The sequence below is a fragment of the Candidatus Electrothrix sp. genome (assembly GCF_052785085.1).
Window position 1 is genome coordinate 1 of record NZ_JALAAI010000091.1, and the last position, 15824, is coordinate 15824.

The following is a 15824-nucleotide window of genomic DNA, read 5'->3' on the forward strand; positions in this document are numbered from 1 at the left end:
TCCCTTGGTTACCAATGACAAATCGTTTTTTATTACATTAATACCAGAAAAATCTCAAATGTCCATTTTTTTCTGGTGTAAAATTAAAAGATTAACCAGCTAGCAGAAAAAGGCTGTCAGGGGCCTGTCTACAAACACTACAAACAACAGGTATCCAGATCTATGAAAATAACAGAAGGAAAGACCGTTATTATTGACTATACCCTGAGCCTGAAAACCGGCGATATCATTGAGACCACACAAGGCGAAGAACCGGTTACCTATGTCCAGGGATCAGGTGAAGTAATCGACGGCCTGGAGCAGGCAGTTGCAGGCTTTGAAAAAGGCACAAAAAAAGATATTATTCTCCCGGTTGATCAGGCCTTTGGTGCGCATGACCCTGATGCCCTGCTCGAAATCCCTAAAACAGACCTGCCTCCGGAATCCCTGGTCCCGGAGACCATTATCCATGCCAATGGGCCAAAGGGACAGACTATTAATGGTAAGGTGCTGGAAGTAAAAAAGAACACTGTTATCGTGGATTTCAACCACCCCTTGGCAGGGCAGGAACTCTACTGCGCTGTTCATATTGTTGATGTGCAATAATTCATAAAAAGTTTCAAGGAGAAAGACCCCATGACTGAGCAGGTAGTGCATAAAAAAGGCGTTTCCTTAAAACAGGTCTTACTCATTGTTGCAGGTGCAATGCTCGTAACTGCCCTGCTCACCTTCTTTGCCATTAAGACCTGGCTCTTTCCTTCCCCCTTTACCCCGGTGGAGTTAACGCAACAGGAAGAGCAACGATTAGAGCAGAAGCTTAATCAGTTCGACGCGGTTGCAGGCTCTCCTTCTCAAGGAGCAAACAGAAATGCAGACACAGCACGAGCACGTTCCTATACACCGCAGCCGGGTGACTATGATGCCCAAGGCGCTTTGAAACCGGAAGCTTATTCTGAAGAGGGTGCAAATCGCGAGATTACATTTACAGAACGAGAACTTAACGGGCTGTTGGCAAATAATACCGATCTTGCCCAAAAAATGGCTATTGACCTGGCAACGGATTTGGTCAGCCTGCGCCTGCTTATCCCGGTGGATCCTGATTTTCCGATCATGGGTGGTAAAACCCTGCGGGTTCGGGCTGGGGCGGAACTGGCCTATCGCAATAATAAACCTGTGGTGGCTCTCAGAGGGGTTTCTGTGATGGGGATTCCAATTCCTAATGCCTGGTTGGGTGGTTTAAAAAATATTGATCTTATGCAGGAGTTTGGCGGTGAGCCGGGATTTTGGCAGAGCTTAGGTGAGGGTGTGGAGAGTATTCAGGTTCAGGATGGTGAGTTGTATGTGAAGCTTAGGGAGTGAGGGGTTTGGTGCCCCCTGATCCCTTGCCTGACTACTGCTCTCGCTGCAGGAGCAAGTGCAGTATTGGAGACAAAACTCTCCCCAGCTCATCAGGGGTGTCGGAAGACGTTTCAATATCAAGAAGAGCACTTTGTTCGCTCACCGTAATTGTTTTGGTGTAAACGCCGGTAAGTTCCCCACCATTGAAAGAAACAGAATAAGTCCCATTGCTGACAGGTATTGCATAACCACCAGCGCTGCCGGTAATTGCATAATACTTACCTTGATTAGGTATAACAGCAACATTGCCCTTACCTTCACCGGGGTCATATTGTTCATTTCCGTTGGCATCTGTCCATACAGTTCCAACGATAAATACATTATAGTGATTACTATTATTTGTATTTGCCTGGCAATAATTTCCCGTTGTGACGTATTCACCTACGTTGGTTCCTGAGTTGTTTTCGTGAATAGCGGCAATGCCAACATTGGTATATTCGCCGTCGACTGACATAATTGCCATACGATGCCCACGGCCTGTTTGCATACCATCAGGTTCAGACCCCCAATCAATATTCCAGGCAGCATGGGCATTTATTCCAGAAGAAGCATAGGCAAACACATTTCCTCTGCCCCGGGTGTAATGAAAGCCTGCACTGTCTATTCTGGCAAATTGACCTGTATGATCTTGGGCATCTCTTGATATGAGGTCCAGGGAGTGGGCGTAAGCGGCTGCATAGAGCCGGTTATCGAATGCTGCTGGTCCCTTAGCGGCATATCCTGTAAACTCATTTTTCAGTTTAGTTTTATTAACACCAAAATAATTTCTCCCATCAGCGACTTCAGGGTCATCTGAAGATGCAAGCCATATCCCCTCCTGAGCCGGGTTGAGACGGGCTCTGTTCATCAGCCAGAGAGCTTGCTGCTCATGACCATTTGGGTGGCTGCCGTCAGCAGTTTTATGATAGGTCCATTCTGTTGTTGCTGTCTCCTTTGAACTTATTGTTTCATCAACAGCAGTCTGGTCCAGCGGAATCCCACTTTGATAAAAAGGAGGATCCAATGCAGGGTAAGGTTCCTCTGCCATTGTGCTCACCGGTACAACAGCCCCTAAAACATATATACTCGTCAAAAGCCATTTAAAATTATATGCCATTGGGTTGCACTCTCCTAGGTTAAACTCTTTTCTTCCGGTTCTTGAGCTATTCAATACTCTATACAATTACTAACATTTCAAGAAAATTATAATCTTGATCACTATAATAACCATCAGGGTCACGTTCGGCCAATTCTTCAACTCTCTTTGATGGTTTTGTAAGAAGTCAGATTTTGAGGAATTTTGCTTCGTACCCCTTTGAGTTGCCGTCAGTGACATGCTGATTTCTGACTTTTTGGCAGACCATCATAATTACTCCTTTACATATTGCAATAAAAATACATTTCAGCTTACCTCCACCTCTGTCCACACCAAAGTCACCACCATTAATCCACCCTCCACGCTTGAGCCGCCTGAAAAGCAAGCCATTCCTGAAACAAATTAACATGTTTCAGGTTCCACTCCTCATACTCCGCAACTTTATGCGCCAAGCGAAACTGAGAGAGCAGGTATGCCTCCTTCTTGTCGGCAAAACTGCTCCTGTTCAGCTCATCTTTGCTCAAAAGGACCATATTGCCAAGCCGATCAGCTACTTCATTGGCCCCTTGCCCGAAATGTTCATACCAACTTTGATCAGGGTTATACGGACAAACATGCTCAAGACTTGTCTTGGTGTAATCAACTTCATGCCCAAGAGACTGCTCAATCTCTGCCAGTAAAAATCGGATTTTTTTTGAGGAACTTCTGCTGGGCAGCTTGTAGAACTCAAACGCATTGATACAGCTGCTGTCTTCTGGATACAAGGCTCTGAATTCTTCAGAGTTTTTCACATGACTTGCCCGCATGAATTCCTTATGAAATACCCGCATCGCAATTCGATTATAGCTCCGTTCCTGCTCACTGGGCGAATGCCGACAAATGACGTTATAACGGATGGAAAGGACATAGAGATAGCGGAGCAGCTTGATGAATTCAGCAGAGGAGAAAGCTTTAAAAGCAGCCATCAAAATGGTGAAAGGCTGCTTAATATTAAAGAGTTTTAAGCCTTCCAAATAATGGCGAGCCGGTCGATACTCCTCACCCTGTAAAGCCCACCACTCGTCATAAGGACTGAGCAAAGAAGCGTACACAGGAGCAAATTCAGATAATGAGCGCACATAGGCATATGAACGTTCCGGCGTGTCAGCCAACTCTCTGAGAGATTTGAACAACCCTTTTTTGGTAACAAGCCTTTTCTGAAAATTATGATGGTACCGGGTAAAATCGGTAAAGGTATTTTCTCCCAGTTGATCCACAATAGCTGACCAATCTTCATCCAGTTCATCTAACTGCTCATCCGGCACGTCATCCTTGCCCGTGATAACGGAAAAAAGATAATTCTTGAGCAGATCAGGGGTGGACAACTGGACGCCTCGGGCATTCAATGTTTCAAACACCTTGTAGGCGTTCAGATTATCCTGAACAACAATTCTGGTAAACATCAGGCCAGAGGTGACCTGCTCAACAAAGGCAGCAATCTCATGCCCTGCTGCGCCCATCTTCTGCCTATAAAAGAAGTCGAAGCATTTCTTGATCAGCTTGTTGGTAGCAGTTAGGCCGCGAACATTTGGGGTGCTCAGTTGAGAACAGACTGAACGATAGAAGCGTTTATTATTACGGTTTAAGGAGAGCTTGCTGCTCACCTTCAAAGAAACAAAGTCTTTGGAGCCAATAAATCTGTTGCGCAACTCATCAAGTCGCTCTTTATTATTTTCCGGATCCTGACCAGTATCAATCAGATCCTGAATCTGTTTCATTGCTGCCAGGATAATCAGGGTTGCCGTTACCAAGCGCTGCTGCCCATCAATGACCTCGAAATAATACTGTTCCTTCCGCTGAAGAACAATATAGCCCATGTAGTGATAATGTTCTTCCGGTAGCGTTCCAATATCAGACCAGAGATCTTCCCACTGCTCCAGGCCCCAGGCATAATCACGTTGAAATCTCGGGACAACATACTGTATCCCGTTGCTGAACAATTCCTGAAAGGTAAGATTAGCAGGCTCCATGAGCATAAAATCTTTCATAAAATCTGTCCAAGGAACAGCTTTGTTCGCTCTGATTGGGGATTGGAGAAGAAATTTTCCGGATCATTCTCTTCAATAATCTCACCGGAATCCATAAAAAGAACCCGATCAGCAACGGTGCGGGCAAAACCCATCTCATGGGTAACACAGATCATGGTCATACCTGCCTGAGCCAAGTCCACCATAACGTCCAGCACCTCTTTGATCATCTCCGGATCAAGGGCGGAAGTGGGCTCATCAAAAAGCATTATACTGGGATTCATACAGAGAGAACGGGCTATGGCAACCCGCTGCTGCTGACCACCAGACAGTTGCTCAGGATATTTATAAGCCTGATCAACAATCTTCACCCGTTCCAGATATCCCAAGGCGATATCTTCAGCCTCCTTGCGCGGCTTTTTTAAAACCCAGATCAAGGCCAGGCAACAGTTATCCAGGACAGTGAGGTGAGGGAAGAGGTTAAATTGCTGAAAAACCATCCCAACATCACGGCGCACCTGTTCAATATGCTTAAGATTATCATCAAGCTCAAGGCCATCGACACGGATAACCCCTCGCTGATGCACCTCCAGTCTGTTGATACAGCGGATAAGGGTTGATTTTCCACAACCAGAAGGACCGCAGATAATAATCCGCTCACCCCGCTGAACAGTCAGATTAATATCCTTAAGGACATGAAAGGCATCATACCATTTATGCACGCCTGCAAGCTCAATAGCAATGGTCTGTTCTTGCTCTACCTGTTCTGGTGATGTATTTTCCATTTTTTTATATAACAGTACTGGCTAATCCGTTGTGATTGCCCGACCAATTTTCATTTTTTTATTGCTCCTGCCCTGGGGAAGGGGTGAAATTTTATTATACTGCCCGTCTCTTTGCATTATTTGATCTCATTTTCAATGTCCGGTATGCAGCTTCTTTTCCAGATATTGGCTATACCGGGACATGGAAAAACAGAACAGCCAATAGACAAATCCGGCAAAAATATACCCCTCAGCTGAAAATCCCAACCATTTACTATCAGTAAATGAGGCCTGGACTGTTGCCAGCAGATCAAAAAGCCCTATAATCAATACTAAAGTTGTATCTTTAAAAAGCGCTATAAAGGTGTTCACTATGCCAGGAATAACATTTTTTAAAGCTTGAGGTAAAATAATCAGCAACATAGCCTTCCAGTAGGAGAGTCCCAAAGCATCTGCTGCTTCATATTGTCCATGAGGAACAGACTGGAGTCCACTCCGTATCACCTCTGCCATATAGGCTGACTGAAACAGCGAAATCCCTATCAAGGCTCGCAACAGTTTATCAAGCCGCACTCCTTCCGGCATAAATAAAGGAAGGAGTACTGACGACATAAACAAAACTGTAATTAAGGGCACGCCACGCCAGAGTTCAATAAAGACAACACTCAATCCCCTGGGTATAGCCATAGAGGAACGCCGCCCTAATGCCAGGAGAGTACCAAGAGGCATGGCAAAAAGCATCCCTACGGTTGACAGGATAAGGGTAAGCATCAACCCTCCCCACTGATGCGTCTCCACCACTGGTAAACCAAACAAACCGCCGTAAAAGAGAAAAAAAGCAATAAAAGGGAAAACAAGAATGCCGAATCCGGCAACATAGCTCTTATAAGGAAGCTTCTTCAGCAAAAGGTACAAAAGCAGCAGACCTGCCAGCCCAAACACAACAACAGGTCGCCATAATTCGCTCTCCGGGTAAAAGCCAACCATAAAATGGAGAAAACGGAGCCTGACAAAGACCCAACAGGCCCCCTCACCGGAGCAGGCCTCCCGGCTTGTTCCTGCCCAATCAGCATCAAGCAGAGCCCAGTTGACCATTGGGGGCACAACGAGATACAGAAGATAAAGGGACCCTAAGGTAAACAGACTGTTCAATGGGGTTGAAAACAGATTTCGCCGCAACCAACCCACAACACCAACACTGATCATTGGTGGTGGTAAATCAGGATGAGGAGTATGCACTACGGCCATAACATTCCTTCTTTACAGCTCCTGTAATAAAACGCGCGCATTATATTTATTCATGAGCCATGAAGTTGTCAGATTGAGTGTCAGATAGACGGCCATTGTCATAGCAATGATTTCGATAGCCTGACCGGTCTGATTCAAACTTGTCCCGGCAAAAACCGCAACTAAATCTGGATAACCAATAGCAGCAGCTAACGATGAATTTTTTATCAAATTGAGATATTGGCTGGTCATCTGGGGAATGACCACGCGCATGGCCTGAGGAATGACCACCAGCCGCAAAATTTTTCGTTGCGCCAGCCCAAGAGCCCGGGCTGCTTCTGTCTGAGCATGGTTGACTGACTGGATACCGGACCGGACAATTTCAGCAATAAAACTGGCAGTATACACAGTCAGCGCAAGCAGAAGAGCAGCAAGCTCAGGGATAACTGTCATCCCTCCTTTAAAATTCAATCCTTGCAGACTAGGGTACTCCCAATGCAGGGGACCACCTGTTGTACACCAGATAATCATGATAGGAACAACAAGTATTGCTAAAGAAAGGGGAAAGACAGGTAACTCTTTTCCTGTTTTTTCCTGGTATTTTCGTGCCCAGAAGAACAATATACCGATCGCAACAAGACTCGTAAAAAAACCAATAACCAGGAGCGTGAATCCCAGATCAGGAAGCGGTCGAGGCATATAGACACCTCGAATATTCAAAAAAATCCAGTCTCCTATATGCAGACTATTACGGGGTAAGGGAAGAGAACGCAGAACAGCAAAATACCAAAAAAATACCTGTAACAGCAGAGGAAGGTTCCGAAAAATTTCAATATACAGTGCTGCCAGTTTGGCAATCAACCAATTTGAAGAAATCCTTGCAATTCCAACAATAAATCCAAGAACAGTTGCACCGATAATACCTAACGCAGAAACCAGAATTGTATTGAGCAGTCCAACCAGAAAGGTTCGACCATAGGTGCTGGATTCGTTATAATCAATCAGGGTTTGGATAATGCCAAAACCAGCTTTTTGTGAAAGAAAGGCAAAACCACTGGTTATTCCCTGTTGTTCAAGATTACTGAGGGCATTGGCCCCGATCAGAAAAAAAAAGAGCATCGTGCCCAACATCAGGGCAACCTGGAAAACCAAGGCCCTGTTCCGACCTTGGTTCAACCATCGCATCATGTTTTCTGATCTCTCCATCACTGTCAGCGCATAGGCGGAGCATACTGAATGCCCCCGTCCTTCCATAAGGCGTTCAGCCCACGTCTGATTCGCAAGGCAGACCCTTTGCCCACATTGCGTTCAAAAACTTCGGCATAGTTGCCGACCTGCTTAATGACCTGATAACTCCAGTCGTCCGGCAGGTCCAGACTCTGCCCCTTATCGCCGTCCAGCCCGACCAGTCGTCGAATAGCAGGATTAACAGACCTCCTTTTCATCGCATCAACGTTGGCAGATGTGACCCCCAACTCATCAGCATTGATCATTGCAAAAAAAGTCCAGCGCACCACATTGAACCAGGCGTCATCACCTTGGCGCACAACCGGTCCCAGAGGTTCCTTGGAAATAATCTCCTTCAAAATAACAGCGTCATATGGTTTGCTCAATTGGGTTCGCAGGGCATACAATTGCGATTGATCCGAGGTCAGGCAGTCACAACGACCAGCTTCAAAACCTTTGGCAGCCTGATCATGGGTGTCAAAAACAACAGCATCGTATTTCATATTATTCTTGGCAAAATAATCTGCTAAATTCAGCTCACTGGTTGTTCCGGCATGAATACAAAAAATCGCCCCGTCCAGTTCTTTTGCTGATGTAATTCCGAGCTTCTTGGGGACCATAAAGCCTTGACCATCGTAATAATTCACCCCAACAAAGTTCAACCCAAGTGCAGTATCACGATGCTTCGTCCAAGTGGTCCCGCGGACCAGCACATCAATTTCGCCGGACTGTAAGGCTGTAAAACGTTCTTTGGCATTCAAGGGAGCATATTTCACCTTGTTTGCATCCCCAAAAACAGCAGCAGCAATGGCTCGACAGCCATCAACATCCAGTCCTTTCCAATGTCCCTTTTCATCGGTGGAGGAAAATCCAGGCAAACCTGTAGAAACACCGCAAACCAATGTACCCCGTTTTTTTACTTCATCCAAGGTTCCTGCCTGTACCGAAAATCCAGACAGCATGAGCAGACAAGTAACTATGCTGCTGATCGTGCTTATTGAATATTTTTTCATGCTTTATCCTCTTTCTTCTGATAGGCGTATGATATACTGTATTGATTGCGTTGTCAGCTTTTCACAGCATCCTGTTCCGAGCGGACGATTGTTAACAGAATACCCATTAACGATTCAATTTCTTTCAGGTAGTACTCATCAATATCAATATAGGCTGTGTTGTCAGAGAATTTCATAAATTTCCAAGTGGTTCCCGAGGTAACGCAGCCGTATATACAGGGGATCGGCGTACCTTCCTGTTTATTATAGAGATCCGCTGCATACATCGTTGCTATGCATTGACCGAGCCCCTGAACGATATTTTCCTTTTTTGCTTCAACAATGGTTATAACCGGTGCTGTGATATAAAACTGCTCCGGATTCAGGCTGATAATATAATCGCATTTTCCATCCAGTTCTTTTCCTTCGTCCACTGTAAAGGTGAATCCTGAAAACAAGCTGATAGTGTTTTTCAGCTCTCTTCGCAACTCAGCCATAATTGGAGCAATAATCCACTCGGATCTGGACTTTTCGGTGTTAATAGACAGAGCCAGCGGGGCGAATTCAGCCAGTGTTGTTTGCAGGTAATCGCTTATCGGTGCAGGTTTGATGTTATCATCTGAAAATATTTTTTCATTCTCAACTATTTGAAGGCCAAGCTTTTCCTTGGCATCTTTCAGGGTGAATTTACTGTAAGCCATAGCTGCTTATAAAAACAAAGTTTGTCTTTATTTGCTCCAGAGATTATCTCAGTCGGAAGCCGGTGGAGCAAGCAATGTTTCTCCTGTTGGGCGTATGAAATATATTTTCCAGAAAGAATAACACGAGATGTTTACAAAGGGAAGAATTATTCAAAATTTTGAATCCATATTTTTTCATCAGGAGTATGAGTACAATGTAGTGGTTCCCAAGCTGGAGCCTTTTTGGGTTCCTAAGCTCTGCTTGGGCACAGACGCCGTGAAGCTCCGCATCATGTCCTGATGAATTTTCTTTTTCATCTCAACCATTGAAAAGACAACAAAGAGTTTTTACTGGTGCCCAGACAATATGTTGCAGAGTGCGTTGAGGCAGTAGGCCGGTTCCTGCTTGACCCCTTTGCAGGCTCAAGATATACTATTTTATTTTATCCCAGAGAACCACCCTCGCTGAGAGATTGTCTCCTTTTCTCGTTAAACGGCTCGTTGACAAAGGCAACGCCAACCTGCAATTCAATAACAGGAGCAAGTCTCAACCACGAAAAAGAATACTATCATGGTTTATCATTATGCAAGCATCTGCTGAAGTATTAATTATCGGTGCTGGCCTTTCCGGCCTGGCAGCAGCCACCTTTCTCAAACATAAAGACCCGGATATTTCCTTGCTGGTTATTGAACAGGGCGATCATCCTGGCGGGGCTGTTGCCTCGTATCTTGAGGAAGGATACCTTGCTGAAGCAGGTGCCCACGGCTTTCTGGACAACTCTCTGGAAAGCAAAGTTCTTATTCATGAGGCAGGACTCACCCAAGAAGTCGAAAAAGCCCCTCTCTCTGAATTTGTCCGCTATATCTGCCTGGATGGTCAGCTCCAATGCATTCCCCAGACTCCGGGGAAAATCCTGAAGGCCCCTTTGCTTCCTCTGACAGCCAAACTCAGAGTGCTTGCCGACCTCTGGAAAAAACCTCTGCCCGACCAACCTTCAGTGGCTCAATGGGTGGAACATCGCTTTGGCAAAAAAATGCTCCCCTTTGCTGATGCTGTTTTCACAGGAACCTATGCTGGTGATATTGAACGGTTGAAGCTGGAAGCTGTCATGCCTGGCCTGCATAACCTGGAGCAGACCCATGGATCGGTTCTGAAAGGTGCTCTCCACAAAATGCGTGCTGCCCGCAAAAAAAACGGGAAAAAGAAAAAAGGCCTGCCTGCCATGACCAGCTTTCATGCTGGTATGTCACGCCTGCCCCAAGCCATGGCAGCCAAGCTCATCCCAAATCAAGAAATTATGTACCGCACTGTGGCCCGCTCCATTGCCCGGAATGAAAAGGGATGGCTGGTACGAACCGGTCAACTCGAACTCCAGGCCCGCCATGTAATCATTGCCCTGCCAGTAAATCGTTGTCTGGAACTTCTTGCTGACAGCGAGTTCCCCACACCACCAATAAATGCTCTCCAAGAAGCACGCATTGCCAATGTGGTCCTTGGTTTTACAGACAAAGCAAAAATTCCCTTTGGTTTTGGTTATCTTGCCCCGGAAAAAGAACAGCGTTTTGCCCTTGGTGCCTTATTTTCCTCGCATATGTTCCCTGCCCGGACCCCTGAAGGCCATGTCCTGGTGGAGGCCTTGGTTGGTGGACGCAGGCATCCGGAGCGGTTGGATCTTCCTGATGAAGAATTGGTCAGCAAGGTCTATGATGATTTGAAACAACTCATAGAGTTACCTGATCCTCCTGTGTTCAGCCGGGTTTTGCGTCCCAAGTACGGCATTCCTCAGCTGGAAGAAGGATACCCAGCTCTCCTTGATTGGCGCCAGAAAATTCATGCAGAAAATAATAACCTCCACCTGTGCGGCTTTGGCTGGCAGGGGATCGGCATCAATGATATGCATAAACAGGCCTGGGAAATGGCTAAACGTATCCTGACCGGATATCAGGAAGAGCGTGCAGAAGAGGTAAAGGGAGTATATTTTTAATGGTTCCCAAGCTGGAGCTTGGGAACCAGAAAAACTTGGGAACCAGAAACCCAGCCGCCCCACTCTTTCCACCAATATCTTGACACCTGCCTAATCATGCTTACTGTTGGGGTTTATTAGAGAAGGGCAACCTCATCTCAGCATACAATTCCATCCCATCCCCTGGGAAGGGAGCGCAAAATATAACTCATTAAAAAAATATTTAAAAAAGGATAATCATCATGACTACACAGGCTGAAACCAAACAATTTCAGGCCGAGACCCGAAAGGTTCTCGACATTGTCATCAACTCTCTCTATACCGAACGGGATATCTTTGTCCGTGAACTCGTTTCCAATGCCTCTGATGCCTTGGAAAAATTTCGCCATCTTTCCCTGACGGAACAGCCGGAATTTGACGCCCATGTCCCGCTTGAAATCAATATTGACTGTGATGATAAAAAACACACCCTGACTATCACAGATACCGGTATTGGTATGACAGCAGCAGAACTGGAGGAAAACCTGGGGACTATTGCCCATTCCGGCTCTGGAAAATTCGTGGAAGAACTGGCTGAAGCAGCGAAAAAAGATGTCAGTCTGATCGGTCAATTTGGGGTGGGCTTTTACTCAGCCTTTATGGCAGCAAAAACTGTCACCGTCCAAACCCGTTCCTGGGACGGCAGTGAAGGCCATGAATGGCATTCTGACGGCAATGGTTCCTATACCATCAGCTCCTGCGACGGTCTGCATCGGGGCACCAAAATTATCATTGAACTGAAGGATGATGCTGAGGAGTATGGCCAGAAATTCACTATAGAACGCATCATTAAACAATACTCAACCTTTATCCCTTTTCCTGTTAAGGTTGAAGGCAATAAGGTCAACACGGTTGAGGCCATCTGGAGTCGCTCCAAAAGTGAGATCACTGACGAAGAATACAACGAGTTTTATAAGTTCGTTGCAAACGCCTATGATGAGCCTACCTTCCGCCTCCATTTTGCTGCTGATGCGCCACTGGCCATTAATGCCCTCCTTTTTGTGCCCAAGGATAACTTTGAAAACCTTGGTATGGGCCGCATGGAACCTGGCGTTAATCTCTACTGTCAGAAGGTATTGATTGACCAGCACAGCAAAAACATCCTGCCTGAATGGCTGCGCTTTATCAAGGGTGTGGTGGATTCTGAAGATCTTCCTCTCAATATTTCCCGTCAGTCCCTGCAGGATAATGCCCTGGTCATGAAACTGCGCAAGGTCATCACCAAACGCTTCCTCAAATACATGACCGAAGAGGCCAAGAAAGATAGCGAAAAATATCTGGCGTTCTGGAAGACCTTTGGTATCTTTCTCAAAGAGGGTGTTACCTCTGACTTTGAGTTCCAAAAGGAACTGGCTCCTTTGTTGCGTTTTGAATCTTCTGCCACAGATGCTGACAGCATGACCTCCTTGCAGGAGTACGTGGACCGGATGGCAGAAGGACAGGAAGAGATTTACTACATCAACGGTTCCAGCCGGGGAGCTATCGAGAACGGTCCTTATGTAGAGATGTTCAAGAAGCGTGACATTGAGATTCTTTACACCTTAGAGCCTATTGACGACTTTGTTCTTTCCCATCTGGGAGAATTTGACGGCAAAAAACTTCTTTCTGCGGATCGGGCTGACCTGCGCCTGCCAGAGAGCACAGACAAAGAAGAGCAGGCTCAGGACGAGGCAAAAGAAGAAAAACTGGCTGAGGCTGTGCAGACGTCCCTGTGCAAATGGATGAAAGAGATTTTGAGTGACAAGGTCAAAGAGGTTAAATCGTCAACCCGTCTGGTGGATAGTCCGGCTATGATCGTTAATGCAGATGCTTATATGACCTCATCCATGGAACGCATTCTGGCAGCTCAGGGCAAGAGCGGGCAGGATAATCCTATGATGATGGCAGGGAAAAAAGAAATGGAAATTAATCCGGCTAATCCGTTGATCAAAAAGATGGCTGATCTGCGCAGCAAGGATCAGGACTTTGCCAAGGATGTCGCTGAGCAGATCTATGATAACGCCATGATCCAGGCTGGGTTGATTGTTGACCCGCAGGAGATGGTGAATCGGAACTACCGTATTTTGGAGCGGATGTCGGCGTAAGATGTAAATATCATTGTAGGGGCAAATCCCTGTGTTTGCCCTTTCTATAGCCGGGCAGGCACTGGGACCTGCCCCTACATTTTCACCGAAGAATCCTTATGCCCACAACACGGATAAATCAAAACTGATTTCTGTAAAGGGCGGCAAAGAAACGCTCTGATCATCCTGTAAGGTTTTAAGCAACACCCATTTATTTCCAGATGACTCAGACAGCAGTTGATAGGCTTCCAAGGTCCGCAGATCCGGATCCACCAGCCATATATACTGCACTCCGTAATGGGCGTACAAAGGCATCTTAACGGCCCGGTCAATCTTACCTGTTGAGGGCGAAAGCACCTCACAAACCCAATCTGGCACACATTCAAACCAAGCGGTTTCCGGGAGTTCCGGCATCCGCTCCCGTCGCCAGCCTGCCAAATCAGGAACCATTATATCGACATCCAGATGCAGTTCTGGCTCGTCGAGAATCCACCATCCTCCCGGCCCGCCCTGGCCATGATCATACGGGGCAGTGATTTTCGTACCCAATGAGGACGATGCTCTTGCATGACGTGGTGCAGGTCGCGGATGGGTTTCCAGAATGCCGTTGAGGATTTCGCCGACTCTGTTTTCCGGCAGATCGAACAGGTCTTCATAGACTGCGTGGCGTTTGGCGGCTTGTCCCATTTTTGTCCCATTTATGCGTTACTTTTTTCGGGTGAACCAGATGAGTTCAAATATCAGGCGAATCAAAGTAGGAGCAGCTTGTAGATAGGCACCATATTGACTTGAAGTGAACAAAAACTCACCGTAATTCCTGTTGACGGAACAGCAATAAGTTTGGCACCAGCAAAGTCAGCTGCATCTTCATACCACTCCTCAACTCCAGCACCATCATAATCCCAGATATACAGCTTCATCTCTTCATCAAGAGGCAAGCCACCTATTGTAAATTCACCGGTTTCGCTTGTTTTTGTAATCCCTCTAAATACTTCAATGCTGTTAAGCGCTAATATCCATATATTTTCGATAGTCCCAGAGTAGCATTGTTTATCTTTAACCAATTGACCCGATATGGTACCGCCCAAGGGTAAGATAATATCTTTATCAGTTACCTCACCAGACACCATTAAAGGTGTCGCATCGTCTTCTTCAGCTCCATTTGGATCGCTCTCACTATACCAACGCGAGACATACTCAGTGTCAAACGCAAAGAAATGAACTCTATATGATTCTCCATCCTCTAAGTTATTAATGGTATACTCACCGCTTCCCGTTGTTTTCGCAGAATTAGCTTGATGCACACCTTCTTTAAACGCCTGGGCATAAACACCAGCAATGCCTTCTGTACCATTACTTGTTATTTTCCCTGATATTGACCCGGCCTGGACTTCTGCCACTTCTGCAAAAATACCACTCAGGACTCCTGTAACTCCCCAGAACAAAAAAAGCGTAAAATATTTTTTAAAGTTATTTTTCGCACGCATCGACCTCCTCCTTTGCTATTCCCTTAAGCATTCAAAGTCTATCCCCATTTTTTTTATGGTACCCACAAAGAAATTTTAACGCAAGTAATTAGTCAAATAGATGTCAGTTGATTACAAACAAGGCTAAGCGCCCCTTACTGCTTCAGTAACGGGAAAATCAGAACACATTTTTGTCGAACGACTGCAAGACTAAACTCTTCCTGCTCTACGCAAAAAAAAGAAAGCCAACTGACGTGCAACAATAAAGTAAGATTTCAATCGCACAGTTGGAGTCCTGAGGTCTGTTACCCTGCTCAGGTCAGAGGAAGAAGATTTGAAATGATAAAGAATATGGGTGACACGCCCCAGCACTTGCCTCAAGGGTACGGGGGCATCAAAAGCAAGACAGGCATCTCCTTGTGTTTGCACATAGAATATCCCTTGGCAGGAATACCGCCTAACCAGACGATGAATCAAAGGGTTGCCCTGTTGATCATAAAGAAGAAGAAGTTCTCCAACTCCCGGACGTAGGGTCTTTAGAGAAGCAATCTGGACAGTTTCACCGCCCAGCAGAGTTGGTCTCATTGATTCTCCTGACACTCGTATATGTATATCCCGTCCTTGATCCAGAAGAAATGAAATGAGATCAAGAGCACCTTGATCCCGTATACTGATCACTCCAGAATCATTCTGGGATCGTTTTTGATCCACCAGTGTTTGCCAGCATAAAGAGGAGCACGTTAAAGCTATTCTTTTCATCGGCGAACACCCTCACATCATCAATCTGCCAACAACAATTCTAAGATTGCCGGTAAAACAGGCCCCTGACAGCCTTTCTGTAAAATGGACATAAGGCGCAATAACCCGACAGCCCTCAGGTTGGAGGCTCTCTCAGGCTCACGTTAATCAGCTTACCGTTACGTTGTATACCCAGAGCTGTTAAC

The 15824-nt window shown here is 45.9% G+C and carries 14 protein-coding genes; 4 read left to right on the plus strand and 10 right to left on the minus strand.

The annotated features are described in order from the left end of the window. Nucleotides 1-162 precede the first annotated feature (162 nt). Nucleotides 163-585, plus strand: coding sequence for an FKBP-type peptidyl-prolyl cis-trans isomerase (locus tag L2082_RS13680; protein WP_446010475.1), 423 nt, complete (start codon nt 163-165; stop codon nt 583-585). 30 nt (nt 586-615) lie between these two features. Continuing rightward, nucleotides 616-1338: an arginine N-succinyltransferase gene (locus L2082_RS13685; protein WP_446010476.1), complete on the plus strand. Its 723-nt coding sequence runs from the start codon at nt 616-618 to the stop codon at nt 1336-1338. 31 nt (nt 1339-1369) lie between these two features. Here L2082_RS13685 and L2082_RS13690 read toward each other — a convergent pair whose 3' ends face one another. From L2082_RS13690 to L2082_RS13720, 7 genes are all read right to left on the minus strand, one after another. After that, nucleotides 1370-2473 (minus strand): CAP domain-containing protein, encoded by a 1104-nt coding sequence (locus L2082_RS13690; protein ID WP_446011856.1) that lies wholly within the window; start codon nt 2471-2473, stop codon nt 1370-1372. A gap of 326 nt (nt 2474-2799) precedes the next feature. Next, nucleotides 2800-4479, minus strand: coding sequence for a DUF262 domain-containing protein (locus L2082_RS13695; RefSeq protein WP_446010478.1), 1680 nt, complete (start codon nt 4477-4479; stop codon nt 2800-2802). Next, on the minus strand, nt 4476-5243 hold the full coding sequence (locus L2082_RS13700) for an amino acid ABC transporter ATP-binding protein (protein WP_446010479.1): 768 nt from the start codon (nt 5241-5243) through the stop codon (nt 4476-4478). Before L2082_RS13700 ends, L2082_RS13695 begins: the two co-directional genes overlap by 4 nt. A 132-nt stretch (nt 5244-5375) precedes the next feature. After that, the gene (locus L2082_RS13705) at nt 5376-6470 is read right to left on the minus strand and encodes an amino acid ABC transporter permease (protein ID WP_446011857.1); all 1095 of its coding nucleotides are present in this window, start codon (nt 6468-6470) and stop codon (nt 5376-5378) included. A gap of 12 nt (nt 6471-6482) precedes the next feature. Further along, nucleotides 6483-7637, minus strand: a complete 1155-nt coding sequence (locus tag L2082_RS13710) for an amino acid ABC transporter permease (protein WP_446009988.1) — start codon at nt 7635-7637, stop codon at nt 6483-6485. A gap of 23 nt (nt 7638-7660) precedes the next feature. Next, nucleotides 7661-8638, minus strand: coding sequence for an amino acid ABC transporter substrate-binding protein (locus L2082_RS13715; protein ID WP_446009994.1), 978 nt, complete (start codon nt 8636-8638; stop codon nt 7661-7663). Between the two features lie 104 nt (nt 8639-8742). Then, entirely contained in the window at nt 8743-9369 is a 627-nt protein-coding gene (locus L2082_RS13720) for a hypothetical protein (RefSeq protein WP_446009989.1), read from the minus strand. Nucleotides 9370-9932: 563 nt separating this feature from the next. On the opposite strand from L2082_RS13720, the gene hemG reads away from it, so the two are divergent. After that, nucleotides 9933-11333, plus strand: coding sequence for a protoporphyrinogen oxidase (gene hemG / locus L2082_RS13725; protein ID WP_446009990.1), 1401 nt, complete (start codon nt 9933-9935; stop codon nt 11331-11333). Between the two features lie 221 nt (nt 11334-11554). Continuing rightward, a complete protein-coding gene (gene htpG / locus L2082_RS13730; RefSeq protein ID WP_446009991.1) occupies nt 11555-13435 on the plus strand; it encodes a molecular chaperone HtpG in 1881 nt (626 codons plus the stop codon). Nucleotides 13436-13531: 96 nt separating this feature from the next. On the opposite strand, the gene L2082_RS13735 is transcribed toward htpG, so the two are convergent. From L2082_RS13735 to L2082_RS13745, 3 genes are all read right to left on the minus strand, one after another. Beyond that, complete coding sequence (locus L2082_RS13735) at nt 13532-14101, minus strand: Uma2 family endonuclease (RefSeq protein WP_446009992.1); 570 nt, start codon at nt 14099-14101, stop codon at nt 13532-13534. Nucleotides 14102-14163: 62 nt separating this feature from the next. Continuing rightward, the gene (locus tag L2082_RS13740) at nt 14164-14901 is read right to left on the minus strand and encodes a carboxypeptidase-like regulatory domain-containing protein (protein ID WP_446011858.1); all 738 of its coding nucleotides are present in this window, start codon (nt 14899-14901) and stop codon (nt 14164-14166) included. Nucleotides 14902-15090: 189 nt separating this feature from the next. After that, on the minus strand, nt 15091-15465 hold the full coding sequence (locus L2082_RS13745) for a hypothetical protein (protein WP_446011859.1): 375 nt from the start codon (nt 15463-15465) through the stop codon (nt 15091-15093). Nucleotides 15466-15824: the final 359 nt, after the last annotated feature.

Excerpts from the sequence above, each read along its gene's own strand:
- L2082_RS13680 (WP_446010475.1), top strand. The coding sequence starts at position 163 with ATGAAAATAACAGAAGGAAAGACCGTTATTATTGACTATACCCTGAGC.
- L2082_RS13685 (WP_446010476.1), top strand. The coding sequence starts at position 616 with ATGACTGAGCAGGTAGTGCATAAAAAAGGCGTTTCCTTAAAACAGGTC.
- L2082_RS13690 (WP_446011856.1), bottom strand. The coding sequence starts at position 2,473 with ATGGCATATAATTTTAAATGGCTTTTGACGAGTATATATGTTTTAGGG.
- L2082_RS13695 (WP_446010478.1), bottom strand. The coding sequence starts at position 4,479 with ATGAAAGATTTTATGCTCATGGAGCCTGCTAATCTTACCTTTCAGGAA.
- L2082_RS13700 (WP_446010479.1), bottom strand. The coding sequence starts at position 5,243 with ATGGAAAATACATCACCAGAACAGGTAGAGCAAGAACAGACCATTGCT.
- L2082_RS13705 (WP_446011857.1), bottom strand. The coding sequence starts at position 6,470 with ATGGCCGTAGTGCATACTCCTCATCCTGATTTACCACCACCAATGATC.
- L2082_RS13710 (WP_446009988.1), bottom strand. The coding sequence starts at position 7,637 with ATGATGCGATGGTTGAACCAAGGTCGGAACAGGGCCTTGGTTTTCCAG.
- L2082_RS13715 (WP_446009994.1), bottom strand. The coding sequence starts at position 8,638 with ATGCTGTCTGGATTTTCGGTACAGGCAGGAACCTTGGATGAAGTAAAA.
- L2082_RS13720 (WP_446009989.1), bottom strand. The coding sequence starts at position 9,369 with ATGGCTTACAGTAAATTCACCCTGAAAGATGCCAAGGAAAAGCTTGGC.
- hemG (WP_446009990.1), top strand. The coding sequence starts at position 9,933 with ATGCAAGCATCTGCTGAAGTATTAATTATCGGTGCTGGCCTTTCCGGC.
- htpG (WP_446009991.1), top strand. The coding sequence starts at position 11,555 with ATGACTACACAGGCTGAAACCAAACAATTTCAGGCCGAGACCCGAAAG.
- L2082_RS13735 (WP_446009992.1), bottom strand. The coding sequence starts at position 14,101 with ATGGGACAAGCCGCCAAACGCCACGCAGTCTATGAAGACCTGTTCGAT.
- L2082_RS13740 (WP_446011858.1), bottom strand. The coding sequence starts at position 14,901 with ATGCGTGCGAAAAATAACTTTAAAAAATATTTTACGCTTTTTTTGTTC.
- L2082_RS13745 (WP_446011859.1), bottom strand. The coding sequence starts at position 15,465 with ATGAGACCAACTCTGCTGGGCGGTGAAACTGTCCAGATTGCTTCTCTA.